27 protein-coding genes and 1 pseudogene are annotated in these 25,200 nt (G+C 72.8%); 5 read left to right on the top strand and 23 right to left on the bottom strand.

What is annotated here, in order from left to right; all coding sequences use genetic code 11:
• Positions 1–18: 18 nt before the first annotated feature.
• From leuD to thrS, 9 genes and pseudogenes are all read right to left on the bottom strand, one after another.
• The gene (gene leuD / locus ACQ86J_RS29075) at positions 19–633 is read right to left on the bottom strand and encodes a 3-isopropylmalate dehydratase small subunit (RefSeq protein ID WP_431268257.1); all 615 of its coding nucleotides are present in this window, start codon (positions 631–633) and stop codon (positions 19–21) included.
• A complete protein-coding gene (gene leuC / locus ACQ86J_RS29070) occupies positions 633–2,078 on the bottom strand; it encodes a 3-isopropylmalate dehydratase large subunit (RefSeq protein ID WP_431268256.1) in 1,446 nt (481 codons plus the stop codon). The genes leuD and leuC overlap by 1 nt, the downstream gene beginning before the upstream one ends.
• 56 nt (positions 2,079–2,134) lie before the next feature.
• On the bottom strand, positions 2,135–2,545 hold the full coding sequence (rplS, locus tag ACQ86J_RS29065; RefSeq protein WP_431268255.1) for a 50S ribosomal protein L19: 411 nt from the start codon (positions 2,543–2,545) through the stop codon (positions 2,135–2,137).
• Positions 2,546–2,568: 23 nt separating this feature from the next.
• Positions 2,569–3,306 carry a tRNA (guanosine(37)-N1)-methyltransferase TrmD gene (gene trmD, locus ACQ86J_RS29060; protein ID WP_431268254.1) on the bottom strand — a complete coding sequence of 246 codons (738 nt, stop codon included), beginning with the start codon at positions 3,304–3,306 and terminating at the stop codon, positions 2,569–2,571.
• The gene (gene rimM, locus ACQ86J_RS29055) at positions 3,303–3,824 is read right to left on the bottom strand and encodes a ribosome maturation factor RimM (RefSeq protein ID WP_431268253.1); all 522 of its coding nucleotides are present in this window, start codon (positions 3,822–3,824) and stop codon (positions 3,303–3,305) included. Before rimM ends, trmD begins: the two co-directional genes overlap by 4 nt.
• A 27-nt stretch (positions 3,825–3,851) precedes the next feature.
• Positions 3,852–4,184: a 30S ribosomal protein S16 gene (rpsP, locus tag ACQ86J_RS29050; protein ID WP_431268252.1), complete on the bottom strand. Its 333-nt coding sequence runs from the start codon at positions 4,182–4,184 to the stop codon at positions 3,852–3,854.
• A 28-nt stretch (positions 4,185–4,212) separates the two neighbouring features.
• Positions 4,213–5,609 (bottom strand): annotated as a pseudogene (ffh, locus tag ACQ86J_RS29045) (signal recognition particle protein).
• A gap of 226 nt (positions 5,610–5,835) precedes the next feature.
• Positions 5,836–6,360, bottom strand: a complete 525-nt coding sequence (infC, locus tag ACQ86J_RS29040; protein ID WP_431272573.1) for a translation initiation factor IF-3 — start codon at positions 6,358–6,360, stop codon at positions 5,836–5,838.
• A 68-nt stretch (positions 6,361–6,428) separates the two neighbouring features.
• The gene (thrS, locus tag ACQ86J_RS29035; protein ID WP_431268251.1) at positions 6,429–8,384 is read right to left on the bottom strand and encodes a threonine--tRNA ligase; all 1,956 of its coding nucleotides are present in this window, start codon (positions 8,382–8,384) and stop codon (positions 6,429–6,431) included.
• A gap of 139 nt (positions 8,385–8,523) precedes the next feature.
• Here thrS and ACQ86J_RS29030 point away from each other — a divergent pair, with 139 nt between their 5' ends.
• Entirely contained in the window at positions 8,524–10,026 is a 1,503-nt protein-coding gene (locus tag ACQ86J_RS29030) for an NYN domain-containing protein (protein ID WP_431268250.1), read from the top strand.
• Between the two features lie 123 nt (positions 10,027–10,149).
• A complete protein-coding gene (locus ACQ86J_RS29025; RefSeq protein WP_431268249.1) occupies positions 10,150–12,039 on the top strand; it encodes a PAS domain-containing protein in 1,890 nt (629 codons plus the stop codon).
• A gap of 127 nt (positions 12,040–12,166) precedes the next feature.
• Here ACQ86J_RS29025 and ACQ86J_RS29020 read toward each other — a convergent pair whose 3' ends face one another.
• The 11 genes from ACQ86J_RS29020 to ACQ86J_RS28970 form a co-directional block, all read right to left on the bottom strand.
• Complete coding sequence (locus tag ACQ86J_RS29020) at positions 12,167–12,823, bottom strand: glycosyltransferase family 9 protein (RefSeq protein ID WP_431272572.1); 657 nt, start codon at positions 12,821–12,823, stop codon at positions 12,167–12,169.
• Positions 12,709–13,083: a glycosyltransferase family 9 protein gene (locus ACQ86J_RS29015; RefSeq protein ID WP_431272755.1), complete on the bottom strand. Its 375-nt coding sequence runs from the start codon at positions 13,081–13,083 to the stop codon at positions 12,709–12,711. The genes ACQ86J_RS29020 and ACQ86J_RS29015 overlap by 115 nt, the downstream gene beginning before the upstream one ends.
• The gene (locus ACQ86J_RS29010) at positions 13,080–14,204 is read right to left on the bottom strand and encodes a glycosyltransferase family 4 protein (protein ID WP_431268248.1); all 1,125 of its coding nucleotides are present in this window, start codon (positions 14,202–14,204) and stop codon (positions 13,080–13,082) included. The genes ACQ86J_RS29015 and ACQ86J_RS29010 overlap by 4 nt, the downstream gene beginning before the upstream one ends.
• Before the next feature lie 31 nt (positions 14,205–14,235).
• Positions 14,236–15,321, bottom strand: coding sequence for an Ldh family oxidoreductase (locus tag ACQ86J_RS29005; RefSeq protein ID WP_431268247.1), 1,086 nt, complete (start codon positions 15,319–15,321; stop codon positions 14,236–14,238).
• Positions 15,318–16,043, bottom strand: a complete 726-nt coding sequence (locus ACQ86J_RS29000; RefSeq protein WP_431268246.1) for a hypothetical protein — start codon at positions 16,041–16,043, stop codon at positions 15,318–15,320. Before ACQ86J_RS29000 ends, ACQ86J_RS29005 begins: the two co-directional genes overlap by 4 nt.
• A 101-nt stretch (positions 16,044–16,144) precedes the next feature.
• Complete coding sequence (locus ACQ86J_RS28995) at positions 16,145–16,882, bottom strand: hypothetical protein (protein WP_431268245.1); 738 nt, start codon at positions 16,880–16,882, stop codon at positions 16,145–16,147.
• Between the two features lie 120 nt (positions 16,883–17,002).
• A complete protein-coding gene (locus ACQ86J_RS28990) occupies positions 17,003–17,143 on the bottom strand; it encodes a hypothetical protein (protein ID WP_431268244.1) in 141 nt (46 codons plus the stop codon).
• Positions 17,137–17,829 (bottom strand): carbohydrate ABC transporter permease, encoded by a 693-nt coding sequence (locus ACQ86J_RS28985; protein ID WP_431268243.1) that lies wholly within the window; start codon positions 17,827–17,829, stop codon positions 17,137–17,139. Before ACQ86J_RS28985 ends, ACQ86J_RS28990 begins: the two co-directional genes overlap by 7 nt.
• On the bottom strand, positions 17,826–18,743 hold the full coding sequence (locus tag ACQ86J_RS28980) for a carbohydrate ABC transporter permease (protein ID WP_431268242.1): 918 nt from the start codon (positions 18,741–18,743) through the stop codon (positions 17,826–17,828). The genes ACQ86J_RS28985 and ACQ86J_RS28980 overlap by 4 nt, the downstream gene beginning before the upstream one ends.
• The gene (locus ACQ86J_RS28975; RefSeq protein WP_431268241.1) at positions 18,743–19,153 is read right to left on the bottom strand and encodes a GFA family protein; all 411 of its coding nucleotides are present in this window, start codon (positions 19,151–19,153) and stop codon (positions 18,743–18,745) included. Before ACQ86J_RS28975 ends, ACQ86J_RS28980 begins: the two co-directional genes overlap by 1 nt.
• The gene (locus ACQ86J_RS28970) at positions 19,153–20,409 is read right to left on the bottom strand and encodes an extracellular solute-binding protein (protein WP_431268240.1); all 1,257 of its coding nucleotides are present in this window, start codon (positions 20,407–20,409) and stop codon (positions 19,153–19,155) included. The genes ACQ86J_RS28975 and ACQ86J_RS28970 overlap by 1 nt, the downstream gene beginning before the upstream one ends.
• Positions 20,410–20,655: 246 nt before the next feature.
• Here ACQ86J_RS28970 and ACQ86J_RS28965 point away from each other — a divergent pair, with 246 nt between their 5' ends.
• Both ACQ86J_RS28965 and ACQ86J_RS28960 read left to right on the top strand, forming a co-directional pair.
• Complete coding sequence (locus ACQ86J_RS28965; protein WP_431268239.1) at positions 20,656–21,825, top strand: fumarylacetoacetate hydrolase family protein; 1,170 nt, start codon at positions 20,656–20,658, stop codon at positions 21,823–21,825.
• Between the two features lie 59 nt (positions 21,826–21,884).
• Positions 21,885–22,691 (top strand): alpha/beta hydrolase, encoded by an 807-nt coding sequence (locus ACQ86J_RS28960; RefSeq protein ID WP_431268238.1) that lies wholly within the window; start codon positions 21,885–21,887, stop codon positions 22,689–22,691.
• Here ACQ86J_RS28960 and ACQ86J_RS28955 read toward each other — a convergent pair.
• On the bottom strand, positions 22,647–23,294 hold the full coding sequence (locus ACQ86J_RS28955) for an SDR family NAD(P)-dependent oxidoreductase (RefSeq protein ID WP_431268237.1): 648 nt from the start codon (positions 23,292–23,294) through the stop codon (positions 22,647–22,649). The two genes, ACQ86J_RS28960 and ACQ86J_RS28955, sit on opposite strands and share 45 nt — an antisense overlap.
• Positions 23,291–23,512, bottom strand: a complete 222-nt coding sequence (locus ACQ86J_RS28950; protein ID WP_431268236.1) for a hypothetical protein — start codon at positions 23,510–23,512, stop codon at positions 23,291–23,293. Before ACQ86J_RS28950 ends, ACQ86J_RS28955 begins: the two co-directional genes overlap by 4 nt.
• 60 nt (positions 23,513–23,572) lie before the next feature.
• Between ACQ86J_RS28950 and ACQ86J_RS28945 the strand changes: the two genes are divergently transcribed.
• Entirely contained in the window at positions 23,573–24,403 is an 831-nt protein-coding gene (locus tag ACQ86J_RS28945; protein WP_431268235.1) for a tetratricopeptide repeat protein, read from the top strand.
• Positions 24,404–24,472: 69 nt separating this feature from the next.
• Here the strand turns inward: ACQ86J_RS28945 and ACQ86J_RS28940 are convergent, their stop codons facing one another.
• The gene (locus ACQ86J_RS28940) at positions 24,473–25,141 is read right to left on the bottom strand and encodes a glutathione S-transferase family protein (RefSeq protein WP_431268234.1); all 669 of its coding nucleotides are present in this window, start codon (positions 25,139–25,141) and stop codon (positions 24,473–24,475) included.
• Positions 25,142–25,200 lie beyond the last annotated feature (59 nt).

The following is a 25,200-nucleotide window of genomic DNA, read 5'->3' as shown; positions in this document are numbered from 1 at the left end:
GTTTCCTCGGTGGGCGGGTCAGCCGGCGTGGAGCCAGGGCTGCGCGGTCTTCTGCTTCGCCTCATAGGCGTCGATGGCGGGGGCGTGCTGCAGGGTCTGGCCGATGTCGTCGAGACCGTTCAGCAGCAGGTGCCGGCGCAGCGGGTCGATCTTGAAGGGGATCTCCTCGCCGTTCGGCCGCACCACCACCTCGCGCTCGAGGTCGACGGTGATGCGGGCATTTTCGCCCATGCGCGCATCCTCGATCAGCTGCTCGCAGACCGCGCGCGGCAGCTTCACCGGCAGGACGCCGTTCTTGAAGCTGTTGTTGTGGAAGATGTCGGCGAAGTCCGGCGCGATGACGCAGCGGATGCCGAAATCCAGCAGCGCCCAGGGCGCGTGCTCGCGGGAGGAGCCGCAGCCGAAATCCTCGTAGGCGACCAGCACCTCGGCACGCCGATACGGCTCCTGGTTCAGGACGAAGTCGGGGTTCTCCGTCCCGTCCGGGTTGTAGCGGAAATTGGCGAAGAGGTTCTTGCCGAAGCCGGTCCGCTCGATCGACTTCAGGAAGCGCGCCGGGATGATCTGGTCGGTGTCGACGTTGGCCTTCGGCAGCGGCGCCGCGATCCCCGTCAGGGTGGTGAAGGCCTGCATCACACACCCTCCTCTTTCGGCTGCCCCATGGGCTGATATTCGCGGACGTCGACGAGATGGCCGGCGATCGCCGCCGCCGCCGCCATGGCGGGGGACAGCAGGTGGGTGCGGCCGCCGGGGCCCTGGCGGCCCTCAAGATTGCGGTTGCTGGTGGAAGCGCTGCGCTGGCCCGGGGTCAGCTTGTCCGGGTTCATGCCGAGGCACATCGAGCACCCCGCCTCGCGCCACTCGAAGCCAGCCTCGGTCAGGACGCGGTCGAGCCCCTCGGCCTCCGCCTGCTTCTTCACCAGGCCGCTGCCCGGCACCACCAGGGCGCGGACATGGTCGGCGACCTTGCGGCCGCGGGCGATCGCCGCGGCGGCGCGGATGTCCTCGATCCGGCTGTTGGTGCAGCTGCCGATGAAGGCGACGTCGATCTTCAGGTCCTGCAGCTTCTGGCCGGGCGTCAGGCCCATGTACTCGACCATGCGCTGCAACTGGGCGCGGCGCGCCTCGTCCGCCGCCTCGGCCGGGTTCGGCACCACGCCGGTGATCGGCAGCACGTCCTCGGGGCTCGTCCCCCAGGTGACCTGCGGGACGATATCCTCGGCCCGCAAGGTGACCACCGTATCGAAATGCGCGCCGGGATCGGAGGGCAGCGTCCTCCAGTAGGCGATCGCGCGCTCCAGCGCCTCGCCCTTCGGGCCGTTCGGGGTCTGGCGGATGTAGTCGAAGGTGGTTTCGTCGGGGGCCACCATGCCGGCCCGGGCGCCGCCCTCGATCGCCATGTTGCAGAGCGTCATGCGGCCGGCCATGCCAAGCGCGCGGATCGCCTCGCCGGCATACTCGATCACATGGCCGGTGCCGCCGGCGGTGCCGATCTTGCCGATGACGGCCAGGGTGATGTCCTTGGCGGAACACCCGACCGGCAGCGTGCCGTCGACCACGACCTGCATGTTCTTCGCCGGCTTCTGCAGCAGCGTCTGGGTGGCGAGCACGTGCTCGACCTCCGACGTCCCGATGCCGAAGGCCAGCGCGCCCATGGCGCCATGCGTCGAGGTGTGGCTGTCGCCGCAGACGATGGTCATGCCGGGCAGCGAACGGCCGAGCTCCGGCCCGATGACATGGACGATACCCTGCCGGTCATCCAGCAGCGGGATCAGCGGCATGCCGAATTCGGCGGCGTTGCGCTCCAGCGTCTCGACCTGCAGCCGGCTCTCGGGGTCGACGATGCCGGTGTAGCGGGAGCTGTCGGTGGCGATGTTGTGGTCGATGACGCCGAGCGTGGCATCGGGGCGGCGCAGCTTGCGGCCCGCGGCGCGCAGGCCGGCAAAGGCCTGCGGCGTCGTCACCTCATGGGTGAGGTGGAGGTCGATGTAGAGAAGCGCCGTGCCGTCCGGGAGGGTGTCCACCACATGGGCGTCCCAGATCTTGTCGAATAGCGTGCGAGGCTTCTGCCCTGACATCGTTCATCCCCACCCATACTGGCACCCCGCGCCCTGCGGCGCGGGGTGGTCTCTCATCAGGCCTGCGCGGCGTCCGCGGCCGGCGCGGCGGCGGCCGGCGCGTCGCGGTTCACCTTCAGCTCGGCGATGCGGGCCGACTTGCCGGTGCGGCCACGCAGGTAATACAGCTTCGCACGGCGCACCTTGCCGCGGCGGACCACGGCGATCTCGGCGATCGACGGGCTGTAGAGCGGGAAGACGCGCTCCACGCCCTCGCCATAGGACAGCTTGCGGACGGTGAAGTTGCTGTTCACACCCTTGTTGCTGCGGGCGATGCAGACGCCCTCATAGGCCTGGGTGCGGGTGCGCTCGCCTTCCACCACCTTCACCATCACGCGGACGGTGTCGCCCGGCGCGAAGGCCGGCACGGCGCGGGCGGCGAGGAGGCGGGCCATCTGCTCCGCCTCGAACTGCTGCAGCAGGTTCATCGTCTCAGTCCTTTCCTTGATATCTAGGCGGCGGCCGGGCGGCCGTCCATGGCCCCCGGCGCCGCGGCGTTTTCGGTGTATCGCGCCCACAGATCGGGGCGCCGTTCGCGCGTGATTCGCTCCGCCTCGGCCCGGCGCCAGCGCGCCACCTCGGCATGGTGGCCGGAGAGCAGCACCGGCGGCACCGCGCGGCCCTGCCAGTCCGCCGGCCGCGTGTAATGGGGGTATTCCAGCAGGCCGTCGGAAAAACTCTCTTCCACCCCGCTCTCGGCCGCGCCCATGACGCCGGGCAGCAGCCGCACGCAGGCATCGAGCAGCACCATCGCCGCCGGCTCCCCACCCGAGAGGACGTAGTCGCCGATGGAGACCTCCTGCAGGCCGCGCGCCTCGATCACCCGCTCGTCCACGCCCTCGTAGCGTCCGCAGAGCAGGACGAGGCCGGGACCGGCGACGAAGTCGCGCACCATGGCCTGGTCCAGCCGGCGCCCGCGCGGCGTCAGGTAGACGGCCGGGCGGTCGCCACCGGTCGCCAGCGCGGCGCCGAGCGCCGCGTCCAGCACGTCGGGCCGCATCACCATCCCCGCGCCGCCGCCGAAGGGCGTGTCGTCCACCGTGCGGTGGCGGTCGGTGGCGAAGCTGCGGATGTCGAGGCTGTCGATCGACCAGCGCCCGTCGCGCAGCGCGCGGCCGGCGAGGGACTGGCCGAGCGGGCCGGGGAACATCTCGGGGAAGAGGGTGAGGACGGAGGCGTGCCAGCTCATGCCGCATCCTCCGCGTCACCCGGTTGGGGCTGCACCACGACCTCGTCCGGCAGCGCCACCACCAGCCGCCCGCCGGCGATGTCCACCACCGGCACCACCGCGCGGGTGAAGGGCAGCATCCGCTCGGGCGGGCCGTCCAGCACCAGGAAGGCGCCGGCGCCGTGGTCCTCCACCGCACGCACCGTGCCGAGCGGCTGCCCGGCCTCCGTCGCGGCGGCGAGGCCGACCAGGTCGGCGAGGTAGTACTCCTCCTCCTCCGGCGGCGGCAGGCGGTCGCGCTCCACGTAGAGGCGGGTGCCGGTCAGCCGCGCCGCGGCGTCGCGGTCGGCGACGCCCTCGATGCGGCCTAGGCCGTCCGCCAGCACGGTCAGCGCGATGCGCCGCGTGCCGGCCTCGTCCGTCAACGGGCCATAGGACGCGATGGCCTCCGGGTCGGCGGTGAAGCTGCGCAGCTTCACCAAGCCGCGCACCCCGTGCGGCCTGCCGATCTCCCCCACCAATATCCGCTTGCCCGTCATCGGCTATGGCCCGCCGCGCGTCCCGTCTCAGCCGGCCGCGGCGGCGGCGCGTTCCTGCGCCTTCTTCTTCGGCGCGGACTGCTTCGGCTGCTCCGGGAAGACGGGCATCGGCGCCAGGCCGGCATGGCCGAGGAACTTCGCCACGCGGTCGGTGGCCAGCGCGCCGTTGCTCAGCCAATGCGCGATGCGCTCGCCTTCCAGGCGCACGCGGTCGGCGTGGTCGGAGGGCAGCATCGGGTTGTAGCTGCCCACCTTCTCGATGAAGCGGCCGTCGCGCGGGCTGCGGCTGTCGGCCACCACGATGTGGTAGTAGGGGCGCTTCTTGGCGCCGGCGCGCGCGAGGCGGATCTTCAGGGCCATGGTCTCAGGTCGCTCCGTGTGAAAGGTCTTAGAAGGGTTTCCGGCCACCGGGGAGCTGCATCCCCTTGGGCATCAGCGCGCCTAAGCCGCCGCGCATGAGCCCCTTCTGGCCGAGCTTGTTCATCCGCTTCATCATCGCGGACATGTCGTCGAAATTCTTCAGCAGCTTGTTGACCTCCTGCACCGAGGTCCCGCTGCCGGCGGCGATGCGCTTCTTGCGGCTGGCCTTGATCAGGTCCGGCGTGCGCCGTTCCTTCGGCGTCATCGAGCCGATGATCGCCGCCTGCCGCTTCAGCATGGTGTTGTCGAGGTTGGCGCCCTCGATCTGCTGCTTCATCTTCCCCATCCCCGGCAGCATGCCGAGGATGCCGGAGAGCGAGCCCATCTTGCCGATCTGCTTCAGCTGTGAGGCATAGTCCTCCAGGCTGAACTGGCCCTTCTGCATGCGGGCCGCCATCTTCTCGGCTTCCGCCTGGTCGATGGTCTCGGCCGCGCGCTCGACGAGCGAGACGATGTCGCCCATGCCGAGGATGCGGCCGGCGATGCGGTCGGGGTGGAAGTCCTCGAGCGCATCGAGCTTCTCGCCGGCGCCGAGCAGCTTGATCGGCGCGCCGGTCACCGCGCGCATCGACAGCGCCGCGCCGCCGCGCGCATCGCCGTCGATCCGGGTCATGACGATGCCGGTGACGCCGACCGTCTCCTGGAAGGAGCGCGCGGTGTTCACCGCGTCCTGGCCGGTCATGGCGTCGACCACCAGCAGCGTCTCGTGCGGCCTGGTCGCGGCCTTCACCGCGGCGACCTCGGCCATCAGGATCATGTCGATCGCCAGGCGCCCGGCGGTATCCAGGATGACCACGTCGAACAGCTCGCGCCGGCCGAGATCCATCGCCCGCTCGGCGATCTGCAGCGGGGTCTGGCCGGCGACGATCGGCAGGCTGGTCACGCCCACCTGCTTCGCCAGCGTCTCCAGCTGCAGCTGCGCCGCCGGGCGGTGCACGTCGAGCGACGCCAGCAGCACCTTCTTCTTGTCGCGGTTCTTCAGCCGCAGCGCGAGCTTGCCCGAGGTGGTGGTCTTGCCCGAGCCCTGCAGGCCGACCATCAGGATCGGCACCGGCGCCGCGGCGTTCAGGTCGATGCCGCGCGCCCCGGTATCGCCCTCGCCGCCGCCCAGCGCCTCGACCAGCGCGTCGTTGACGATCTTGATGACCTGCTGGGCGGGGAGACGCTCTTCAGCACCTCGACGCCCACGGCCCGCTCACGGACCTTCGTGGTCAGGTCCTTGACCACCGGCAGGGCGACGTCGGCCTCCAGCAGCGCCACGCGGACCTCGCGCAGCGCCTCCTGGACATCGGCCTCGGACAAGGCGCCGCGCCGCCGCAGACGGTCGAAGACGCCGTTCAGCTTGCCGGAGAGGGCCTCGAACATGCGGCCTGGGTCACCCTTCGCGCGGTGGAGGCAGCGATGCCCCCAAGACAAAACGCGCCGCTGCGCGAGCCTTCGCGGAGCGACGGAGCCCCCTGCCCGGCAGGGGACCGCAACCGGGGAAACCCGGGAGGCAGGCTGCTACGCCCGCGGGGCGCCCAGTCAAGGGAAAGCAGGCGGCAGGCAGGTCCGGGGCGGCGCCCCGGGCCCGCGTGACGCGGCGGGCGCCTTACTTCGGCGCCAGCACCATGATCATCTGCCGGTTCTCGAGCCGCGGCATCTGCTCGACCTTGATGGTCTCGCCCAGTTCCACGCGGATCCGCTCCAGCACCTTGATGCCCAGGTCCTGGTGCGCCATCTCGCGCCCGCGGAACCGCAGGGTGACCTTGACCTTGTCGCCCTCGCCGATGAAGGACTTCATCTGGCGCATCTTCACGTCGTAGTCGTGGTCGTCGATGTTCGGGCGAACCTTGACTTCCTTGATCTCGACGACCTTCTGCTTCTTGCGGGCCTCGTTGGCCTTCTTCTGCTGCTCGTACTTGAACTTGCCGTAGTCGGTGATCTTGCAGACCGGCGGCACGGCATTCGGGCTGATCTCGAGCAGGTCCAGCCCGACGTCATAGGCGCGCTGCATCGCCTCGCGCGCGGACATGACGCCGATCATCTCGCCATCCTGGTCGATCAGCCGCACCTGCGGGACGCGGATGTCCTCGTTGACCCTTGGGCCATCGCGCGTCGGCGGCTGATTGGAAATGGGTCCTCTTGCTATGGTCGGCTCCTGTCGCTGTGGGAACGGCTTGGTCGTCTCTTATGGGGCTTGACTTATCCGACTGCAACCATGCGGTCAGGTAGCAGATCGGGCGGCGTCGCCTCGGTGGCCAGGCTGGCCACCGCCTCGGCCAGCGGCAGGGTCGCCTGCTCGCGGCCCGGCAGCCGGCGCAGCACCAGGGACCGCTCCTCCGCCTCCCGCCGGCCGACCACGGCCAGCACCGGCACGCGCTGGTCGATGTGGTCCACCACCTTGCGATTGATTTTCTCGTTCCGCAGATCGAGTTCCACGCGCAGCCCGGCCCGCTGCAGCGCCGCCGCCGCCTCCCGCGCGAAGTCGTCGGCGTCGGAGACGATGGTCGTCACCACCACCTGGACCGGGGCGAGCCAAAGCGGGAAGCGCCCGGCATGCTGCTCGATCAGGATGCCGATGAAGCGCTCGAAGGAGCCGAGGATGGCGCGGTGCAGCATCACCGGGCGCTTCCGGCTGCCGTCCTCCGCAACGTATTCCGCGTCGAGCCGCTCGGGCAGCACGAAATCGACCTGCAGCGTGCCGCACTGCCAGTCCCGGCCGATCGCGTCGCGCAGCACGGATTCCAGCTTCGGGCCGTAGAAGGCGCCCTCCCCCGGGTTCAGCGTGTACTCGACCCCGGCGACCTTGCAGGCCTCCTTCAGCGCGCCCTCGGCCTGGTCCCAGACCGCGTCCGTGCCGGCCCGCGTCGCCGGCCGGTCGGAGAACTTCACCCGGAATTCGGTGAAGCCGAGGTCGCGGTAGATCGAGGAGAGCAGCGCCACGAACTCCACCGTCTCGGCGGCGATCTGCTCTTCCGTGCAGAAGATGTGCGCGTCGTCCTGGGTGAAGGCGCGCACCCGCATGATGCCGTGCAGCGCGCCCGAGGGCTCGAAGCGGTGGCAGGAGCCGAATTCGGCCATGCGCAGCGGCAGCTCGCGGTAGCTGCGCAGCCCCTGGTTGAAGATCTGCACGTGGCAGGGGCAGTTCATCGGCTTCAGCGCCAGCACGCGGTCCTTCTCGGCCTCGTCCTCGACGCGGGCGATGAACATGGCGTGGCGGAACTTCTCCCAATGGCCCGACTGCTCCCAGAACTTGCGGTCCAGCAGCTGCGGCGTCTTCACCTCGCGGTAGTCGGTCGCGTCCAGCCGGCGGCGCATGTAGTCCTCCAGCACCCGGTAGAGCTTCCAGCCCTTGGGGTGCCAGAAGATGCTGCCCGCCGCCTCCTCCTGCAGGTGGAAGAGATGCATCTCGCGGCCAATCTTGCGGTGGTCGCGCTTCTCCGCCTCCTCGACCTGGTGCAGGTAGGCGTCGAGCTCCTTCTGGTCGCGCCAGGCGGTGCCGTAGATGCGGCTCAGCATCGCGTTGCGGTGGTCGCCGCGCCAGTAGGCGCCGGCCACCTTGGTCAGCTTGAAGGCGGTGCCGACATCGCCGGTGCCGCGCATGTGCGGGCCGCGGCAGAGGTCGATCCAGTCGCCCTGCGAATAGAGCGAGATCTCCTCGCTCACCGGCAGGTCCTGGATCAGCTCGGCCTTGTACTTCTCGCCGCGGTCCTTGAAGAACTCGATCGCCTCGTCGCGCGGCACGACCGACCGGACGAAGGGGGCATTCCGCGCGACGATCTCCCGCATCTTCGCCTCGATCGCCGGGAAATCCTCGGGCGTGAAGGCCTCGTTGCGGGCGAAGTCGTAGTAGAAGCCGTTCTCGATCGACGGGCCGATCGTCACCTGGGTGCCGGGGTAGAGCGCCTGCACAGCTTCCGCCAGCACATGGGCGGCGTCGTGCCGGATCATCTCCAGCGCCTCCGGGTCGCGCCGGGTGATGAAGCGCACCGCGGCGTCGGCGGCGACCGGCATCGCCAGGTCGCGCGTGACGCCGTCCACCTGCATGGCCAGCGCCGCCTTGGCGAGTCCTGGCCCGATCGCCGCCGCGATCTCGGTGCCCGTCACCGGCGCATCGAACTGGCGCACGGATCCGTCGGGCAGGGTGATCGCAGGCATGGGCGGGCTCATTCGGTCCAGGGGTCGCGGGGCGCGGACCATGGGCAGGCCGCCCCCGCGTCAAGGACGCCGCGCTGCAACCAAGCCTGGACAAGCCCCGCGGGCGGCATAGACAGGACCCGACACGCCAGGAGACAACATGGCCCCCGATACGGCTCCCATCGGCACCCCGTTGCGCGCCGCCCTCTATATCGACTTCGACAATGTCTATTCCAGCCTGGCGGCGATCGACGAATGGGCGGCCTGGAGCTTCGGCGCCGAGCCGGGCCGCTGGCTCTCCTGGCTCGAGGCCGGGGCCGGCGGCGGCCCGCGCCGGCTGCTGGTGCGGCGCTGCTACCTGAACCCCGCCGGCTGGACGGAACCCGAGCGCGGCGGCGGCCTGGCCGCCTGGCTGCAGCAGCCGCGGGTCTATTTCAGCCGCTTCCGCCCGGCCCTGGTCCGCGCCGGCATCCAGGTGGTGGACTGCCCCCGCCTGTCGCGCCTGAAGAACGGCGCCGACATGGAGATGGCGCTGGACATCCTGGATGCGGTCCAGCACCCGACCCGGTTCGAGGAATTCCTCATCCTCTCGGGCGACAGCGACTTCACCCCGCTGCTGCACCGGCTGCGGGCGCATGACCGGCGCAGCGTGGTCGTGACCCACCCGCTCTCGGCCCAGGCCTTCCGTGCCTCGGCCGATGCGGTGATCCCCTTCGACGACTTCGCCGAGGCGGCGCTGGCCGGCGAGGCCCCGGCGGACCCGCCGGGCGAGGCGCGTGGGGAGGGCCGCCAGGCCGGTCCGCCCGCCCGCCCGGCCATGGCCCATCCCGCCGCGGCCGCGCCGCCGGCCGACGTCCCGCCCGATGCGACGCTCGATCCGGGCGACCCGGCGGCCCAGCGCGCCGCCATCCTGGTCATGCTGCGGCAACTGGTCGCCGGCTCGGCGGGCCCGCTGCACCTGCCCGCGCTCGGCAAGCGCATCCACCTGCTGGGCGGCAGCTGGGTCCGGCAGTCCCGCTTCGGCGGCGCCGGGACGCTCGCCAAGCTGATCGAGGGCGCCGAGGGGCTGGCGCTGGAAGCCGGGCCCGGCGGCGGCTGGCTCTACGACCCGGCGCGGCACGCGCGCCCTCGCTCGAGCAGCCGGGCCTGCCCGCCGGGCTCGCGGACGACCCGCTCGGCCGCCTGCTGGCGGAGATTGCACGCCGCCATCGGCCCCGGGCCGGAGGTGCCACCGCTGGCGCCCGAGGCGCTGGACTTCGCCCTGCGCGGCCTTGCCGGGATGCTGCCGCTGGAGGCCGCGCCGGGGCCGGAGCAGCGCGGGGCCCTCGCCGCCGAGGCGGGCGCCGCCGGGCTCGACCTGCCGGCCCGCGCGGTCGAGGCGCTGGTCGCCTGGCTGCAGCGCGCCCGCATCGACTGGCGCGCGGCGCCGGATGCCGAGACCCCCGCCCGCCTGGCCCGGGCGCTGTTCGCCGAGCTGACCCGGGCCGCCGCGGCGGCCGGCGCGCGGCTGCCGCCCGACATGCTGACGGCGTTGCGCGACTGGGTCGGCCTCGCCTCCCGTTCCGGCGCCGAGCCGCCGGCCGAGGATGCGGCGGCCCCGCCGGAGCGGCCGCCCGGCGAGGAGAGCGGCCAGCAGCCGGCCTGGCCGCTACGCCGCGCCTGACCTTTTGTCAGCGCGGCGGGGCCCGGCCTATGCTTCCGCCCATGACCGGGCCGCAGGGGCGGCCGGGCGGAACCGCATGGCCATGGCTGCACGCCTCCTCCTTCGCCGTGGCGCAGCCGCGGCATGACCGACCGGGCCCCCGGCGCGGCTGACGCACTCGCCGCCTGCACCGCCGCGCTGCGCGCGGCGGAGGCGGCGAATGCGGCGCTACGCGCGGAGAATGCCGCGCTGCGGGCCCACCAGGCCGCGCTGGCGGCCAGCGAGGCCCGGCTCCGGCTGGCGCTCGACGCCGCCCGGATGGCGCATTGGGACTGGGACGTGGTGGGCGCCCGGACCACCGGCTCGGCCGGGCGGGAGGCGCTCTATGGCCGCCCCGAGGGCTCGCTCGAGACCACCCAGGCGGTGCTCGACGCGGTGCATCCGGCCGACCGCGAGCGCTGCGCCGCCACCATCCTGAACGCCCTGCAGCGCCCGCCCGGGGAGCAGCCCTTCGACCTGGTCGAGTTCCGCGTCATCGACCCGGACGGCACGGTGCGCTGGCTCTGCTCCCAGGGCCGGGTGACGCAGCGCGACCCGCAGACCGGCCGGGCGCTGCGCGCCGCCGGCGTCACCTACGACATCACCCAGCGGCGGGAGGCCGAGACGCGCTACCGCGCGCTGTTCGACAACGCGCCCTTCGCCATCATCGTCATCGACCCGGCCAGCCACCGCATCCTCGACGTCAACGCCCAGGCCTGCGCCGACTATGGCTACGACCGGGCGGAGTTCCTGGCGCTGACGATCGGCGACATCGACGCGCTGGGCGACCGGGAGGCGATCCGCGCGCGCGGCCGGGCGCACCAGGCCGCCGCGGGCACCCAGGAATTCGAGGCGCTGCACCGCACCCGCAGCGGCGAGCTGCGCGACGTGCTGGTCCGGGTGCAGGGCGTCGATCTCGGCAGCGGCCGGGTCACCTATGGCGCGCATGTCGACATCACCGCGCGGAAATCGGCCGAAGCCGCCCTGCGCCGGAGCGAGGAGCGGCTGCGGGTGGCGATGGAGGCCGGCGGCCTCGGCGCCTGGGAGATCGCGCCGGACAGCGGCCAGGCGAGCTGGGATGCGAGGATGGCGGCGATCCTCGGCGACCCGCCGGCGCCGGGCCGCGCCGCGCTGGCCGAGCTGGAGGCGCGCATCCACCCCGAGGACCGGCCGCGGGCGCGGGCCGCCTTCCGCGCCGCGGCGGCGGGCGAGGCGGAGTATGCCGAGGAGTTCCGCATCCGCCGCCCGGATGGCGAGGAGCGCTGGCTCCGCAGCTGGGGGCGCCTGCTGCCGCCCGGCCGGCCCCAGGCCAGGCCGGGGGACGTGGCCGAGGCGCGGATGGCCGGGGTGATCGCCGACGTCACCGAGCGCCGCCGCGCCCAGGAACGCCAGTCCCTGCTGGCGCGGGAGGTCGACCACCGCGCCAAGAATGTCCTGGCGGTGGTCCAGGCGGCGCTGCGGCTGACCCCGCGGCACGACCCGGCGGCCTATGCGCGGATGGTGGAGGGTCGCATCGCGGCGCTGGCCCGGGCACATGCGCTGCTGGCGGACAACCAGTGGTCGGGGGCCGACCTGGCCGCCCTGCTGCGGGCCGAGCTGCAGGCCTTCCTGCCGGAGGACCTGGCCAGGCCGGGCCCGCACCGCATCGCCATCGATGGCCCCGCGCTGCTCGTCGCGCCGCAGCCCGCCCAGGCGATCGGCATGGCGATGCACGAGCTGGCGACGAATGCGATGAAATACGGCGCCTTCTCCTGCGCCGGCGGCCGGGTGCGGCTGGGCTGGCAGCTGGAGGAGGCGGCCGGGCGGCTGCTGCTGTGCTGGGCGGAGACGGGCGGGCCGCCGGTCGCGGGCCCGCCGGCGACCAGCGGCTTCGGCACGCGGGTGGTGGATGTGACGATGGAGCGTCAGCTCGGTGGCCGGATCCGGCGGAGCTGGCGGCCGGAGGGGCTGCTGGTCGAGGTCGAGCTGCCCCTGGCGGCGGTCCGCGCCGGCTGAAGTGCCGGGCGAGACCCCGGGGTCATGCCCAGCTCAGGACGGGCCCGCCCTCCTGCCCCCGGGACGCCGGGCGCCGCATCGGCGCATCGGCCCTTCCGGCCGCGGGTCGGAACCCGGTGCGCGGGTTTCAGGCGGCGACCAGCGCCGCGAGCGCGGTACGCGCCTCGGCCACCGTCAGTCCTGCCAGGCTGTCCCGCTGCAGCACCGCCACCGCCCGGCCGCGCGGGGCGCAGAGCGCCGGGTCGCTCTCCGGCCCGAACAGCGCCAGGGTCGGGCAGCCGGTGGCGGCGATCAGGTGGGTCGGGCCGGTGTCGTTGCCGAGCGCGAATTCGGCCCGCCGGGCAACGGCGCCGAGCGCGGCGTAGCCGGTGCGGCCGGTCAGGTCCACGCCGCCCGGCGCGGCGGCCAGGATCTCGGCCGCCAGCGGCGCCTCGGCCGGGCCGCCGACCACCGCCACCGGCAGGTCGAGGCCGGCGGCGAAGGTGGCGAAATGCCTGGCCGGCCAGCGCTTTCCCGGCCGCGCCGGGGAGGCGCCGGGGACCAGCAGGGCGAAGCGCGGCGGCAGCCCGAGGCCGGAGACGTCCCCATCCAGCCAGCCCAGCTCCGGCATGGGGAAATCGGCGATGCCGGCCATCGCCAGCTGCTCCCGCTGGCGCTCGACCGTGTGCATCAGGTCGCGCCGCGGATTGGCGTGCGGGTGGCTGGCGCCGCGGCCGATGCCGGACCATTCCACGCCGCGCCCCAGCACCCAGCGATAGCGGGAGGAGCGGGTGGAGGTCTGCAGGTCGTAGACCCGGGCGAAGCCGGCGCCGCGCAGCCGGCGGGCCAGCCGCCAGATCGCCGCAGGGTCCGACCAGGACGGCCGGCCATCGGTCCAGACCCGGTCGAACCAGGGGAGAGCCGCGCCAGCCCGGCATAGGGCGGCGTGGTCAGCAGGGTGACCTCGGCGCCCGGGTGGTGCGCGCGGATGGCGGCGAAGGGCCCGAAGGCCTGCACGAAGTCGCCGAGCGCGGCGAGCTTGATGACCAGGATCCGCTGCATCATGCGAGGTCTCGGTAGAGGTCGAGCGTCGCCGCCTGCATGGCTGCGGTGGTATAGGCCTGCAGCACATGCGCTCGGGCCCGGGCGCCGATCGCCGCCCGCGCCGATGCTGGCAGGTCGAGCACCTGGCGCAGCAGCGCGGCCAGCGCCACCGGGTCGCCCGGCGTCACCCGCCAGCCGGTGACGCCCTGCTGCACCGTCTCCCGCGGCGCGCCGAGATCGGCGGCGATCACCGGCCGGGCCATGGCCTGGGCCTCGATCACCGTGCGGCCGAAGGCCTCCGGGTCGGTCGAGGCATGCACCACCACATCGGCGAGCAGCAGGGCCGCCGGCATGTCCTCGGCATGGCCGACCAGGCGCACCCGGTCCTGCAGGCCGAGCGCGGCGATGCGGGATCCGAGCTCCCGCGCATGGGCCGCGCCGCCGCCGACCAGCACGGCGACCGCGTCCGGCACCTGCGCCATGGCCTCGACCAGCACGCCCTGGCCCTTCCAGCGGGTGAGGCGGCCGGGCAGCATGATCGCCGGGCGGCCGGCGGGAAGGCCCCAGGCGGCGCGCAAGGCCTCCAGCCGCGCCGGCGCCACCAGGGCCGGGTCGAACAGCGCGGTGTCGACGCCGCGCGGGATGACGCGGATGCGGCAGGGCTCGGTCCGATGGCGCTCGCGGATATGGCCGGCGATGAAATTGCTGATGGCGATCACCCGCTCGCCGCGCGCCATGACCGAGTTGTACCAGCGCTTGCCGGGGAAGTTCTCGTTGTAGGTGCCGTGATAGGTGGTGACGAAATGCGCCGCGGTGCGCCGCGCCGCGAGCAGCGCCGACCAGGCCGGGGCGCGGGAGCGGGCATGGATGATCCCCACCCCCTCCGCCCGGATCAGCGCCGCCAGCCGCCCGGCATTGCGCAGGATGCCGAACGGGTTCTTGGTCCCCAGCGGCAGGGTCACGTGCCGGGCGCCGAGCGCCTCCAGCGGGGCGACCAGCGGCCCGCCAGCGGAGGCGACCAGGGCGCGGCCGCCTGCGCGGATCACCGCATCGGCGATCTCCAGCGTGCCGCGCTCCACCCCGCCGGAGACGAGGGCGGGCAGGACCTGCAGGACGGTCGGCATGGCGGGCGCGGCGGGCATGGCAGCGTGGTAGCCGCCGCACCCGGCCGCGTCACCCCTGGCCTATTGGCCGTGGCGCGGCGATGCCGGCCGCGGCCGCCCGCGCCGCCAGCATCGGCGGGATCGAGGGATGCAGCACCACGCCCTCCGCCAGCGCCTGGGCGCGGCGCTGCCAGGCGCGCTCGCCGGGCAGGCGTGGCGGCGGGCCGCCGGCGACCGGCGGATTGCCGTGCACGGCCTCCGTCATCCAGCCGGTCTCGCGCAGGAAGGCCTCCGTCCCGCCGAAGCGCGCGGGGTCGATCACCAGCACCAGGACCGAGGCGCCCCAGCCGGCCGGCGGGTCGGCCCGGCCATGCCCACCCAGCGCCGAGGTCAACGCCTCCACCATCAGGCCGAGGCCGAAGCCCTTGTGCCCCGCCGCCATGCCGCCGAGCGGCAGCAGCGTGCCGGCAGGCTCGGCGAAGAAGACCTCGGGATCGCCGGTCGGCCGGCCCTCGGCGTCGAGCAGCGCATCGAAGGGGAAGCGCGTCCCCTCCGCCCGGCGGCGGCCGGTCATGCCGTTCGTCGTGATGGACATCGAGACGTCGATCATCACCGGCCCGACGGGGCTCGGCCAGCCGGCCGCCAGCGGGTTCGGGGTGATGATCCGCCGCGTGCCGCCCCAGGGCGCGACCGAGGCGGTGCCGGGATCGGAGGAGAGCAGCTGCACCACCTGCCCGCGCTCCACCACGCGCGGCAGGTAGGCGGCGAGGCAGCCGATATGGTGCGCCCGGCGGATCGCGACCGCGGCGAGGCCGAAGATCGCCGCGCGCTCGGAAGCCAGGTCGGCGGCGGTGCGGACCAGCCAGGGACCGGGCAGCTTGTCGCCCTCCCAGGTCTCGGCCACCGGGGTCGAGGACAGCACGGCGGGCCTTCCATCGCCCTTCATGTCGCCCGAGGCGAGGCCATCGAGGTAGGGCGCCAGCAAGGCGAGGCCATGGGTGTCGTGGCCCATCAGGTCGCCCTCGACGAGGATGTCGGCGACCGTCGCCGCCTTCGCCGCCTCCATCCCGCCGGCCTCGAACAGGGCGGCGGCGAAGCCGCGCAGCGCGCCAGGGTCGAACCGCAGATTCGCGGTCGTGTCGTCACGCAGGCTCACGCGCGGGCCAGCCTGGTGGTGCGCACCGGCTCCAGCGTGTCGATTGCCTCGGGCGCGGCGTGCCGCCAGGTGAAGTATCGCAGGGTCATGTCCTCCGGCGTCACGTCGACGATGGTGAAGCCGTTCTCCTCACGGGCGGGGAAGGTTTCGTCAACCACCAGCCCGCCCGGCGTCTTCGGCACCATGCCGCGGAAGGCCGAGGCCCAGCCGGCCCCGGCGGTGCCGAGCGTGCCCGACAGCACCGAGACCACCGGGTTGGCCGAGAGGTCGTGCGTCCCGGTGCGGGCGATGCGGGTCTCGCCGCTGGCATGCAGGTCGCCGCTGATGAAAAGCGGGATGCGGTCGCGCCGCGCGCTCGCGGCGGCCAGCAGGCGGTCGTGCTGGGCGCGCCAGCCGGGCTGCCAATAGGGCTTGGGCTTCGCCGTGCTCAGCCGGCCTCCGGCCTCGATATCGCCGTACCATTCGCCCCATTTGCCGGCTGACCAGCCGGGCGGGGTGGAGGGGGCGTTGATCAGGTGCGCGGTCTCGCCTTCCCGCATCCGGCGGAGCAGCCAATCCTCGGTGGTCTGCGGGACGAAGGCGCCGGTGGGCCCATGCAGGGCCATCCAGCGGCGGCAGTCGTAGAGCAGCACCTCGAGCAGGCGGCCGTAGCGCAGCGTGCCGAGAATTCTGCGACACGCCATCGACCCGCGTGCCGCCGAGGCCGAGCGGGCGCGCCGCATCGGGCAGGAATTCGGGGTAGTAGAGCCGCTGCGTCGCCCGCGAGGCCGCCCGCATGAAGGGGTCGGGCGGGAAGGTGATGAGGGTGTCGTCGGCCTCGTCATTATCGAAGTAGTCGTGGTCGTCCTGCAGGAAGAAGGTGGGGATGGAGCGGCAGCGGGTGCCGTAGAGCGGGACGATCTGCGGCGCCACGGCGCGCTTCAGCACCGCCTCGTTGTGGCCGCCGTCGAGCACCGGCGCTTCCCGGGCGAATTGCCCGACCTCGGCGATGGCGCGGGGATGCTCGCCATAGGCGCCCTTCGCCCGGCTGCGCAGGTCCCAGTAGACATGGTCGCCATTGGCGACGAGGACGTCCGGCGCGAAGGACAGCGCGCGGTCGAGCAGCCGGGTGCGGATCGCCATGGGCAGCTGCCGGCCGAGCAAATCCGTTGCCGCCGGCACAGGTGTAGAAGAGCACCCGCAGCCTGCGTGGCTGATCGCCCGGCGATGGGAAGGTCACCAGTGGCCAGGGGTCGCAAAGCGGCTTGTCGTCGGCATCCACCAGGGTCAGGCGATAGTCCCAGGCCGGCTGCAGCCCCTCGGCATCGAAGGTCCAGCAGGTGCCGACCAGGTCCTGCCGGTCCCCCGGCACCCGGATGCCGTCCAGGTGCAGCACCGGCGGCCGGTGCAGCGGGTCGCGCAGCGAGATCTTCAGCAGCGCGCGGTCATGGCTGACGGTGGGCAGGATGTGCAGCACGCCGCCGGCGTTCCAGGGCTCGGCCGGGACGGTGCCGGTCTGCGCCGAAGCCGGGCGGCCGGCCGCCAGCGCGGCGGCGCCCGCGAGAAGATCCCTGCGTCGCATTCCGTGTCCCCCGTGATGGCGCCAGGGTGCGATTCCGGCCGGCCGGTTGCAACCCGGCCGTGGCGTGCCGGGCCGGCGATTCACGCCTTGCGTGTTGCCCCGGCCGGGCGGGTCGCGGCCCTACCCGCCCTTGACCCCGCCGGCGGTGAGCCCGGCGACGATCTGCTTCTGCGCGACCAGGGTCAGCACCAGCACCGGCAGGGTGACCAGCAGCGCCGCGGCCGAGAGCGGGCCCCAGCTGATCTGCTCGAAGGTCAGCATGTTGTTGACCGCGACCGGCAGGGTCCGCGTCTCCCGCCCCGCCAGCACCATGGCGAAGACGAAGTTGTTCCAGGAGAAGATGAAGGCGAGGATCGTCGCCACGGTGATCCCCGGCCGCGCCAGCGCAGCGCGACATGGCGGAAGGCCTGCCAGAGCGTCGCGCCGTCGACCAGCGCCGCCTCCTCCAGCTCCCCCGGCAGCCCCTCGAAGAAGGAGATCATCACCCAGACCACGATCGGCACGGTGATCACCAGATGGGCGATGACGATCGGCAGCAGGGAGCCGGTCAGCTCCAGCCACTGGAACAGCAGGAAGAGCGGGATGAGGTAGGAGAGGCCGGGCGTGATGCGGGCGATCAGGATCAGCGCCGCGGCGCGCATGGCCCGCATCCGGGCGATGCCGTAGCCCGCGGGGACGCCGACCAGCAGGGCGAAGCCGGTGGCGGAGAAGGACACCACCACGCTGTTCCAGGCGTACAACAGGAAGTCGTTGCGGGCGAAGACGTCGCGGTAGTTGTCGAGGGTCGGCGGGTCGGGGAGGAAGACCGGCGGCCAGGCGGTGTTGTCCAGCTCGTTCTTCAGGGACAGCGACAGCATCCAGAGGAAGACGAGCACCGCCGGGGAGACCAGGGCGATGACCGCGAGGCCGAAGCCGGCGCGTTCCAGCAGCCGCATGGCCTTCCTCATGTCACGCGCACCCGCTGCCGGGTCCAGAGCAAGAGCGCGGCGAGCAGCATGATGATGGCGAAGAAGACCACCACGACGGCGCTGGCATAGCCCACATTGTAGAAGGCGAAGGCCTGCAGGTAGAGGAAGATGTTGATCGTCTCGCTGGCCTGGCCCGGCCCGCCCTGGGTGATGACGTAGATCGTGTCGAAGGCCTTCAGCGCGTCGATGGTGCGGATGATCAGCGCCACAACGATGAAGGGCGCCAGCAGCGGCAGGGTGATGTGGCGGAAGGCCTGCCAGGGCGAGGCGCCGTCGATCTTCGCCGCCTCGTAGGGGTCGACCGGCAGGGAGGCGAGGCCGCCGAGGATCAGCAGCATCACCAGCGGCGTCCAGTGCCAGACCTCCACCAGTACCAGGGTCGGGATGACGGTGTCGGCGGAATAGACCCAGAGGCTGGGCGGCAGCCCGACCTGGGCCAGCAGCCAGTTCAGCACGCCGAGCTGCGGGTGGAACATCATGGTCCAGACCAGGGCGACCGCCACCGGCGTCGCCATCATCGGCAGGATGAAGACGGTGCGCGCCAGGCCGCGCAGCGGGAAGCGGCGGTGGAAGCAGAGCGCGGCGGCGAGGCCGAGCAGCATCGGCGCGACCACCGCCAGCGCGGTATAGGCCAGGGTGCGGACCACCGCCCAGCCGAAGCGGGCATCGGTGAAGAGCGCCGCGTAATTGCCGAGGCCCACCCAGCGCCGGTCGCCCCCCAGCCGCCAGTCGAACGCGGAGACATAGAGGGTGAAGGCCCAGGGGAAGACGATGACGGCGATGACGACGACCGCCGCCGGCACGACGAACCAGGCATAGCGCCGGGCATAGTTGCGCCGCCGCGGCAGGGCGGCGGCGCCGGCGCCGTCCAGCACGGCGGCGTCGCGCGGCATCAGCCCTTCTCCTCCAGCACGCAATCCGCGGGCAGCGCCACCCAGTCCCGCCTCGACCGGGTCCAGATATGCCGGTCCACCCTGAACCAGCCGGGATCGTCGAAGCAGCCGCCGGCGAGGATGCGGCCCTGCGGCGCGCGCTCGACCCGAAGGCCGGTATTGGTGCCGCAGCGCGGGCAGAACTCGATCTCAAGCCAGCGGCCGCTCTCGTCCGAGACGTGCCGGTAGGTGGCGGGCGCCTCCCCGGTCATCTCCACCGCCTCTGCCTTGAAGAAGGGCAGCACGGCGAAGGCGCTGCCGCTGCGCCGCTGGCAGAAGGCGCAATGGCAGACCGAGGTGCGGACGGGGTCGCCGGTGACGCGGAAACGGATGCGGCCGCAGAGGCAGCCGCCCTCGTGCATCCCGGACATCAGCTCTCCCGCTCGGATTGCTCGAGCACCGGGCGGAACTCGGCAGTCGCCCGCTTCAGCTCGGCGGCCACGTCGGCGCCGCCCAGCGTATTGGTCAACGCGGTGCCGATCACGTCGCGGAACTGGGTGACCGGGACGATCTCCGGCAGCCCGGCGCGGGCGATCTTCGCGCTGGCCTCCAGCGTCTGGAAGAACTCGCGCGGGAAGTGGCTGCCGGCGATCGCTTCCTCGTTGCGGAAGGGGCTGCTGCGGGCCGGCACGCCGGCGCCGGAGGTCAGCCATTTCAGCTGGTTCGCCTTGCCCAGCGCCCACTGGATGTAGAACCAGGCCGGGCCCTTCTTCTTCGACGCCTCGGGGATGCCGTAGCCGGCGCCGAACAGCGCGCAGTGGTGGTTCGGCCCCGGCCCCCGCGGCACCACGGCATAGCCGACCTTGCCGGCGATGCGCGACCGCGCCTTGTCCTCCAGCGGGGCGGCGAAGCCGATGCCGTCCACCCACATGGCGGCGCGGCCCTGCATGAAGGTGGTCTGGCACTCGTTCCAGTTGAAGCCGATCGAGCCGGGCGGCGAGAGGTCGCGGATGAATTTGCGGTAGGTCTCGCCGGCCCAGATGGCGTCCGGCGTGTCGGTGATCAGCTGGCGGTTGGCGTCGATCATGTCGCGCTGCGCGGTGCCGAGCAGGTAGCTCGACCACAGCACCACATTGGCGTTCTTCACCCCGCGGCCGACATGGCCGTGGATCTGCTTCGACGGGTCGGCCAGGCGCTTCGCGGCCTCCGCCATCTCGTCCCAGGTCTTCGGGATCCCGATGTTCTTCGCCGCGAAGAGTTCCTTGTTGTAATAGAGGATGAAGTAGTCGGCGCCCGCCGGGCAGCTGTCGAGCCTTCCATCCGCCTGGGTCGCGTAGGTGACCATGCCCTGGCCGTAATCGGCGAAATCGAAATCCGGCGAGGTCAGCGAGGCGTCCGCGATCAGCGCCTTGATGTCGGTGTTCCAGCGGGCCTTGCCGACCTGCCGCTTGTTCACGTGCAAGCTGATCTCGGTGACGTCGAAGGAGGGCCGGCCGGAGGCATATTCGACGATGATCTTCTGCCGGTGCTGCTGTTCCGGCACCACCTCGAGCCCGACCTTGATGCCGGTCAGCTCCTCGAGATTCCGCGTTGTTCTTCTGCAGGAACTGGCCGCGCGGCGAAAGCTGCACAGTCGCCTCGATCCGCTCGCCGCGGAAGCGGCGCCAGTCGAAGCCGCTCTGGGCATTCGCCCGCTCGACCAAGGCGGGGGCGGCCAGTGCCGCCGCGCCCGCCTGCAGCGCCCGACGGCGCGTCATGGCCACCATGGACCTCTCCCCCAATCCGGGGCGGATGCGTGCCCGCCCCTGTGCGCGGCGATCGTCGGCCGAAACCCGCCCCCGCGGCAAGCCCGTTCCGATCCCGCCCCGGGGGGTGCCCGCCCGCCCCGGCTCGGCTAGGCTACGCCGCAGAAACCTTGGGGAGGATGGGACGCATGCCGCGGCTCGATGGGATGGCGCTGCCGGAGGATTGGCGGGACGGCTGCTTCGCCGCGCGGGTGATGACGCGGGAAGGCCCTTCGGCCGTCGCGGTGCTGCGCGGCGCCGCCTTCGACATGACCCCGGCCTTCGGCACGGTCAGCGCCTGGCTCAACGAGCCCGACCCGATCGCCGCGATCCGGGCCCGCGGCGTGCCGATGCCGATCGATCTGCCCGCGGCGCTGGCCAACAGCGCGCACAACAAGCGCGATGCAAACAAGTCCTGGCTCCTGGCGCCGGTCGACCTGCAGGCGGTGAAGGCCTGCGGCGTGACCTATGTGCGGTCGATGCTGGAGCGGGTGATCGAGGAGCGCTGCCGCGGCGATGCCAGCCAGGCCGAGGCGGTGCGGGCCGAGGTCCGCGGCATCATCGGCGACGACCTCTCGGCGGTGAAGCCCGGCAGCGCCGAGGCGATGCGGCTGAAATCGGCGCTGGTGCAGAAGGGCTGGTGGAGCCAGTACCTGGAAGTCGGCATCGGCCCGGATGCCGAGATCTTCTCCAAGTGCCAGCCCATGGCCGCGGTCGGGCCGGGCGCGCTGATCGGCGTGCACCCGATCAGCCAGTGGAGCAACCCGGAGCCCGAGGCGGTGCTGGCGGTGAATGCCAAGGGCGCCATCCTCGGCGCCATGCTCGGCAACGACGTCAACCTGCGCGACGTCGAGGGCCGCTCCGCCCTGCTGCTGGGGCGCGCCAAGGACAACAACGCCTCCTGCGCGCTCGGCCCGGTGCTGCGGCTCTTCGATCCCGGCTTCGGGCTGGAGGATGTGCGCGGCGCCGACATCACCCTCTCGATCGAGGGCACCGACGGCTTCCGGCTGGAGGAGACCGGCGCGGTCGGGCTGCTCAGCCGCGAGATGAAGGACATCGTCGGCCAGCTGATCGGCCCGCACCACCAGTACCCGGACGGCGCGGCGCTGTTCCTCGGCACGCCCTTCTCGCCGTCCAAGGACCGCGGCGCGCCGGGCCAGGGCTTCACCCACAAGCCCGGCGACATCGTCCGCATCGCCACGCCCCGGCTGGGCGCGCTGGTGAACGAGGTGGCGCGGACCGATGCCTGCCCGCCCTGGAGCTTCGGCACCGGCGCGCTCTTCGCCAACCTGGCGCAGCGCGGGCTGCCGCGGCGGTGAGCGCGTCCGATGACCGCAGCGCCGACCGGCGCGAAGGGGTGAATCGGCCGCGCCAGACGATGACCGAGGAGGTCGGGCGCCTCGATCGCGGCGACGGCGTCGAGCTCGCCTGGCGCCGCCAGGCCGGGCGGGGACCGGGCGTCATCTTCCTCGGCGGCTTCAACAGCGACATGACCGGCAGCAAGGCCGAGGACCTCTCGGCCTTCTGCGCCGCGCGGGGCCAGGCCTTCCTGCGCTTCGACTACAGCGGCCACGGCGCCAGCGGCGGCCGCTTCGTCGACGGCACCATCGGCCGCTGGGCCGCGGATGCCGAGGCGGTGCTGGACGCGCTGACCGAGGGGCCGCAGATCCTCATCGGCTCCTCCATGGGCGGCTGGATCTCCCTGCTGCTGGCGCTGCGGCGCGGCCTGCGATCGCGGAGCGCCGACGGCGCGGAGCGTGAATCGCAGGCTCAGGGATGGCGGCTGGCCGGCCTCATCGGCATCGCCGCGGCGCCCGACTTCACCGCGCGGATCGAGGAAGCCCTGCCGCCCGGGCCCCGCGCCGCCATCGAACGCGACGGCGTCTGGCACCGGCCGAGCGCCTATGGCGACCCCTACCCGATCACCCGGGCGCTGCTGGAGGACGGCCGGCGCCACCTGCTGCTGCACGCGCCGGTGCCGGTCGCCGCCCCGGTCCGGCTGCTGCAGGGCCAGCAGGACCCAGACGTGCCCTGGGACACCGCGCTGCGCATCGCCGCCGCCATCGCCGGCCCGGACGTGCAGGTGACGCTGGTGAAGGATGGCGACCACCGGCTGTCGCGGCCGCAGGACCTGGCGCTGCTACGCCGGACCCTGGCCGCGCTCCTCGGCGAGGATGGCGGCTAACCCCTCCCGGTAGGTCGGGTAGCGCCAGGCGATGTCGAGCGCCGCCTTGGTCACGGCATTGGCGACGCGGCGGTTCTCCGACCAGAAGCTGCGCGCCATGGCGGACAGGCCGGGCAGCGCCTGCTCGAAGGACACCGCGGGTGGCGGGGCGATGCCGAGCAGCCGCGCCGCTTCCTCCACCACCACGGCGCTCTCGGCCGGTTCGTCATCCACCAGGTGCAGCACCCGTGCGCCCGGCGGCCGGTCCTGTTCCATGGCAGCGATCACGGCCAGGGCGATGTCGTCGCGGTGGATGCGGCCGAACAGATGCCCGGGCTTCAGCGTGCGCCGGGCGGTGCCCGCCCGCAAATCGTCGAAGGCGCTGCGGCCCGGCCCGTAGATGCCGCCGGTGCGGAAGATGTCGAGCGCGCGACCAGCCGCCAGGGCAGCCCATTGCCGTTCGGCGTCCAGCCGCCGCTGGCTGCGCGGCTGGCCGGGGGCGGGCGGCGTCGCCTCGTCCACCTCGGCCCCGCCGCGGTCGCCATAGACGCCGGTGGTGGACAGGTAGCCGATCCAGCGCAGGGCCGGCGCGGCACGGATCGCCGCGGCATGGGCGGCGATCACCGGGTCCCCGCCTCCCCCGGCGCCGCGGTCACCAGCAGGTGGGTGGCGGCGGCGATCGCCGGGCCGGCCGCATCGAACGGCACCACGGCCGCGCCGGCCGGCGCCGCCGCCCGGGCCGGGTCGCGCGCCGTGCCCTGCACGGCCCAGCCGGCCGCCGCGGCCTGCCGCGCCACGGCGCTGCCGCAGTAGCCGAGGCCGGCGACGACGAGCCTGCTCATGTGCTGATCCCTCATCCCGTCGATCTGGCGCCGATTCGCGCATCCGGCTAGAGTACAGCCGTGACGCGCATCCGCCCCGTCCTGCTCGGTGCCGCTGCCGGCGCCTTCCTCGCCGTCGCAGCCGGTGCGGGCCTGTTCCTGCTGAACGGCCCGGAAGCCGAGGCCGCCGGCGAGCCGCTGCCCCTGCCGCCCGACATCCCGCGCATCGCCGCCGGCCCGCAATACGAGGAATGCCTCGGCCTGCTGCGGCAGGACCCGGATGGCGCCCTGACTTTCGCCGAGACCTGGGAAGCCGCGCAGGGCGGCGAAGGCGCCCGGCATTGCGGCGCGCTGGCCCTGCTCGGCCTCGGGGAGCCGGAAAAGGCCGCCGAGCGGCTGGAAGCGCTGGGCCGCAGCAGCCAGGGCAGCGCCGCGGCGCGGGCCGCCATCTTCTCCCAGGCCGTGCAGGCCTGGATGCTGGCCAACCAGTCCGGCCGGGCCTTCGGCGCGGCGACCATGGGCCTGACCATCGCGCCCGGCGACCTCGACCTCATGCTGGACCGGGCGGTGGCGCTCGGCACGCTCGGCCGCTACGCCGATGCGCTCGAGGACCTGGGCCGGGTGCTGGACGCCGACCCGGACCGCGCCGAGGCCTGGGTGTTCCGCGCCGCCTCCCTGCGCCACCTGGAACGGGTGGACCAGGCCGCCGCCGCGGTGGACCGGGCGCTGCGCCTGGCGCCGGAGAATGCCGAGGCGCTGCTGGAGCGCGGCATCATCCGCCAGCTGCGCGGCGATGCCCGCGGCGCCCGGGCGGATTGGGAACGGACGATCGAGGTGGCGCCGGACAGTGCCGCGGCCGACCTGGCGCAGCAGAACCTGGCGCTGAACGAGGCTGGGCCGAAGCGGCGGTAGCCTGCGATCGTCCTGAGTGGAAACACGCAGGGCGTGAATCGCCGCCTCGACAAAAGCCGGACCGGGCCGTCAGAAATCCAGGTCGGCGTAATGCGTCGGCGGGGTGACCCCGCTCACCCGTTCCGCCAGCAGCGCCCGGAAGCAGGGCCGCGACTTGCAGCGCGCATACCACTCCTTCGCCGCCTCGTTCATCGACCAGTCGATGTCGCCGATATAGTCCAGCGCCGAAAGCTGCGCCGCGGCGGCAAAATCGGCCAGGCTGACCTGCGGCCCGGCCAGCCAGGCCCGCGTCTCCGCCAGCCAGCCGATGTATTCGAGATGCGGCTTGAGGTTCTGGTAGCCGGCGCGGATCGCCGAGGCATCCGGGTTGCCGCGGCCGAGCAGCCGCTTCATCTGCTTCTCGAACAGCAGGTTGCGGGTGACCTCGGTGGCGAACTTGCCGTCGAACCAGGCGACCAGCCGGCGGGTCTCGGCGCGTTCGGCCAGGGTCCGGCCGAACAGTCCGGTATCCGGATAGGCCTCGTCCAGGTATTCGCAGATGGCGTAGCTGTCGGCGATCGACAGCCCGTTCGGCTCCTGCAGCACCGGGACGGTGCAGGCGGCGTTCATCTCGAGGAATTCGGGCCGCCTTTCCCAGACCCGCTCGACGCGGAGCTCGAAGGGGATGCGCTTCTCCGCGAGCGCAAGGCGGACCTTGCGGGCGAAGGGCGAGAGCGGGAGGTGATACAGGATTCGCACGGGACGGCTTATGCCATCGGCGCCGGGCCTGGGAAAGCGCCGCAGGCACGGCGCCTTCC

Source organism: Dankookia sp. P2, from assembly GCF_050632255.1.
In the GTDB taxonomy this organism is placed as follows: Bacteria; Pseudomonadota; Alphaproteobacteria; order Acetobacterales; family Acetobacteraceae; genus Paracraurococcus.
The sequence above is the reverse complement of the archived record's forward strand: the minus strand, read 5'-3'. Positions and strand labels throughout refer to the sequence as shown.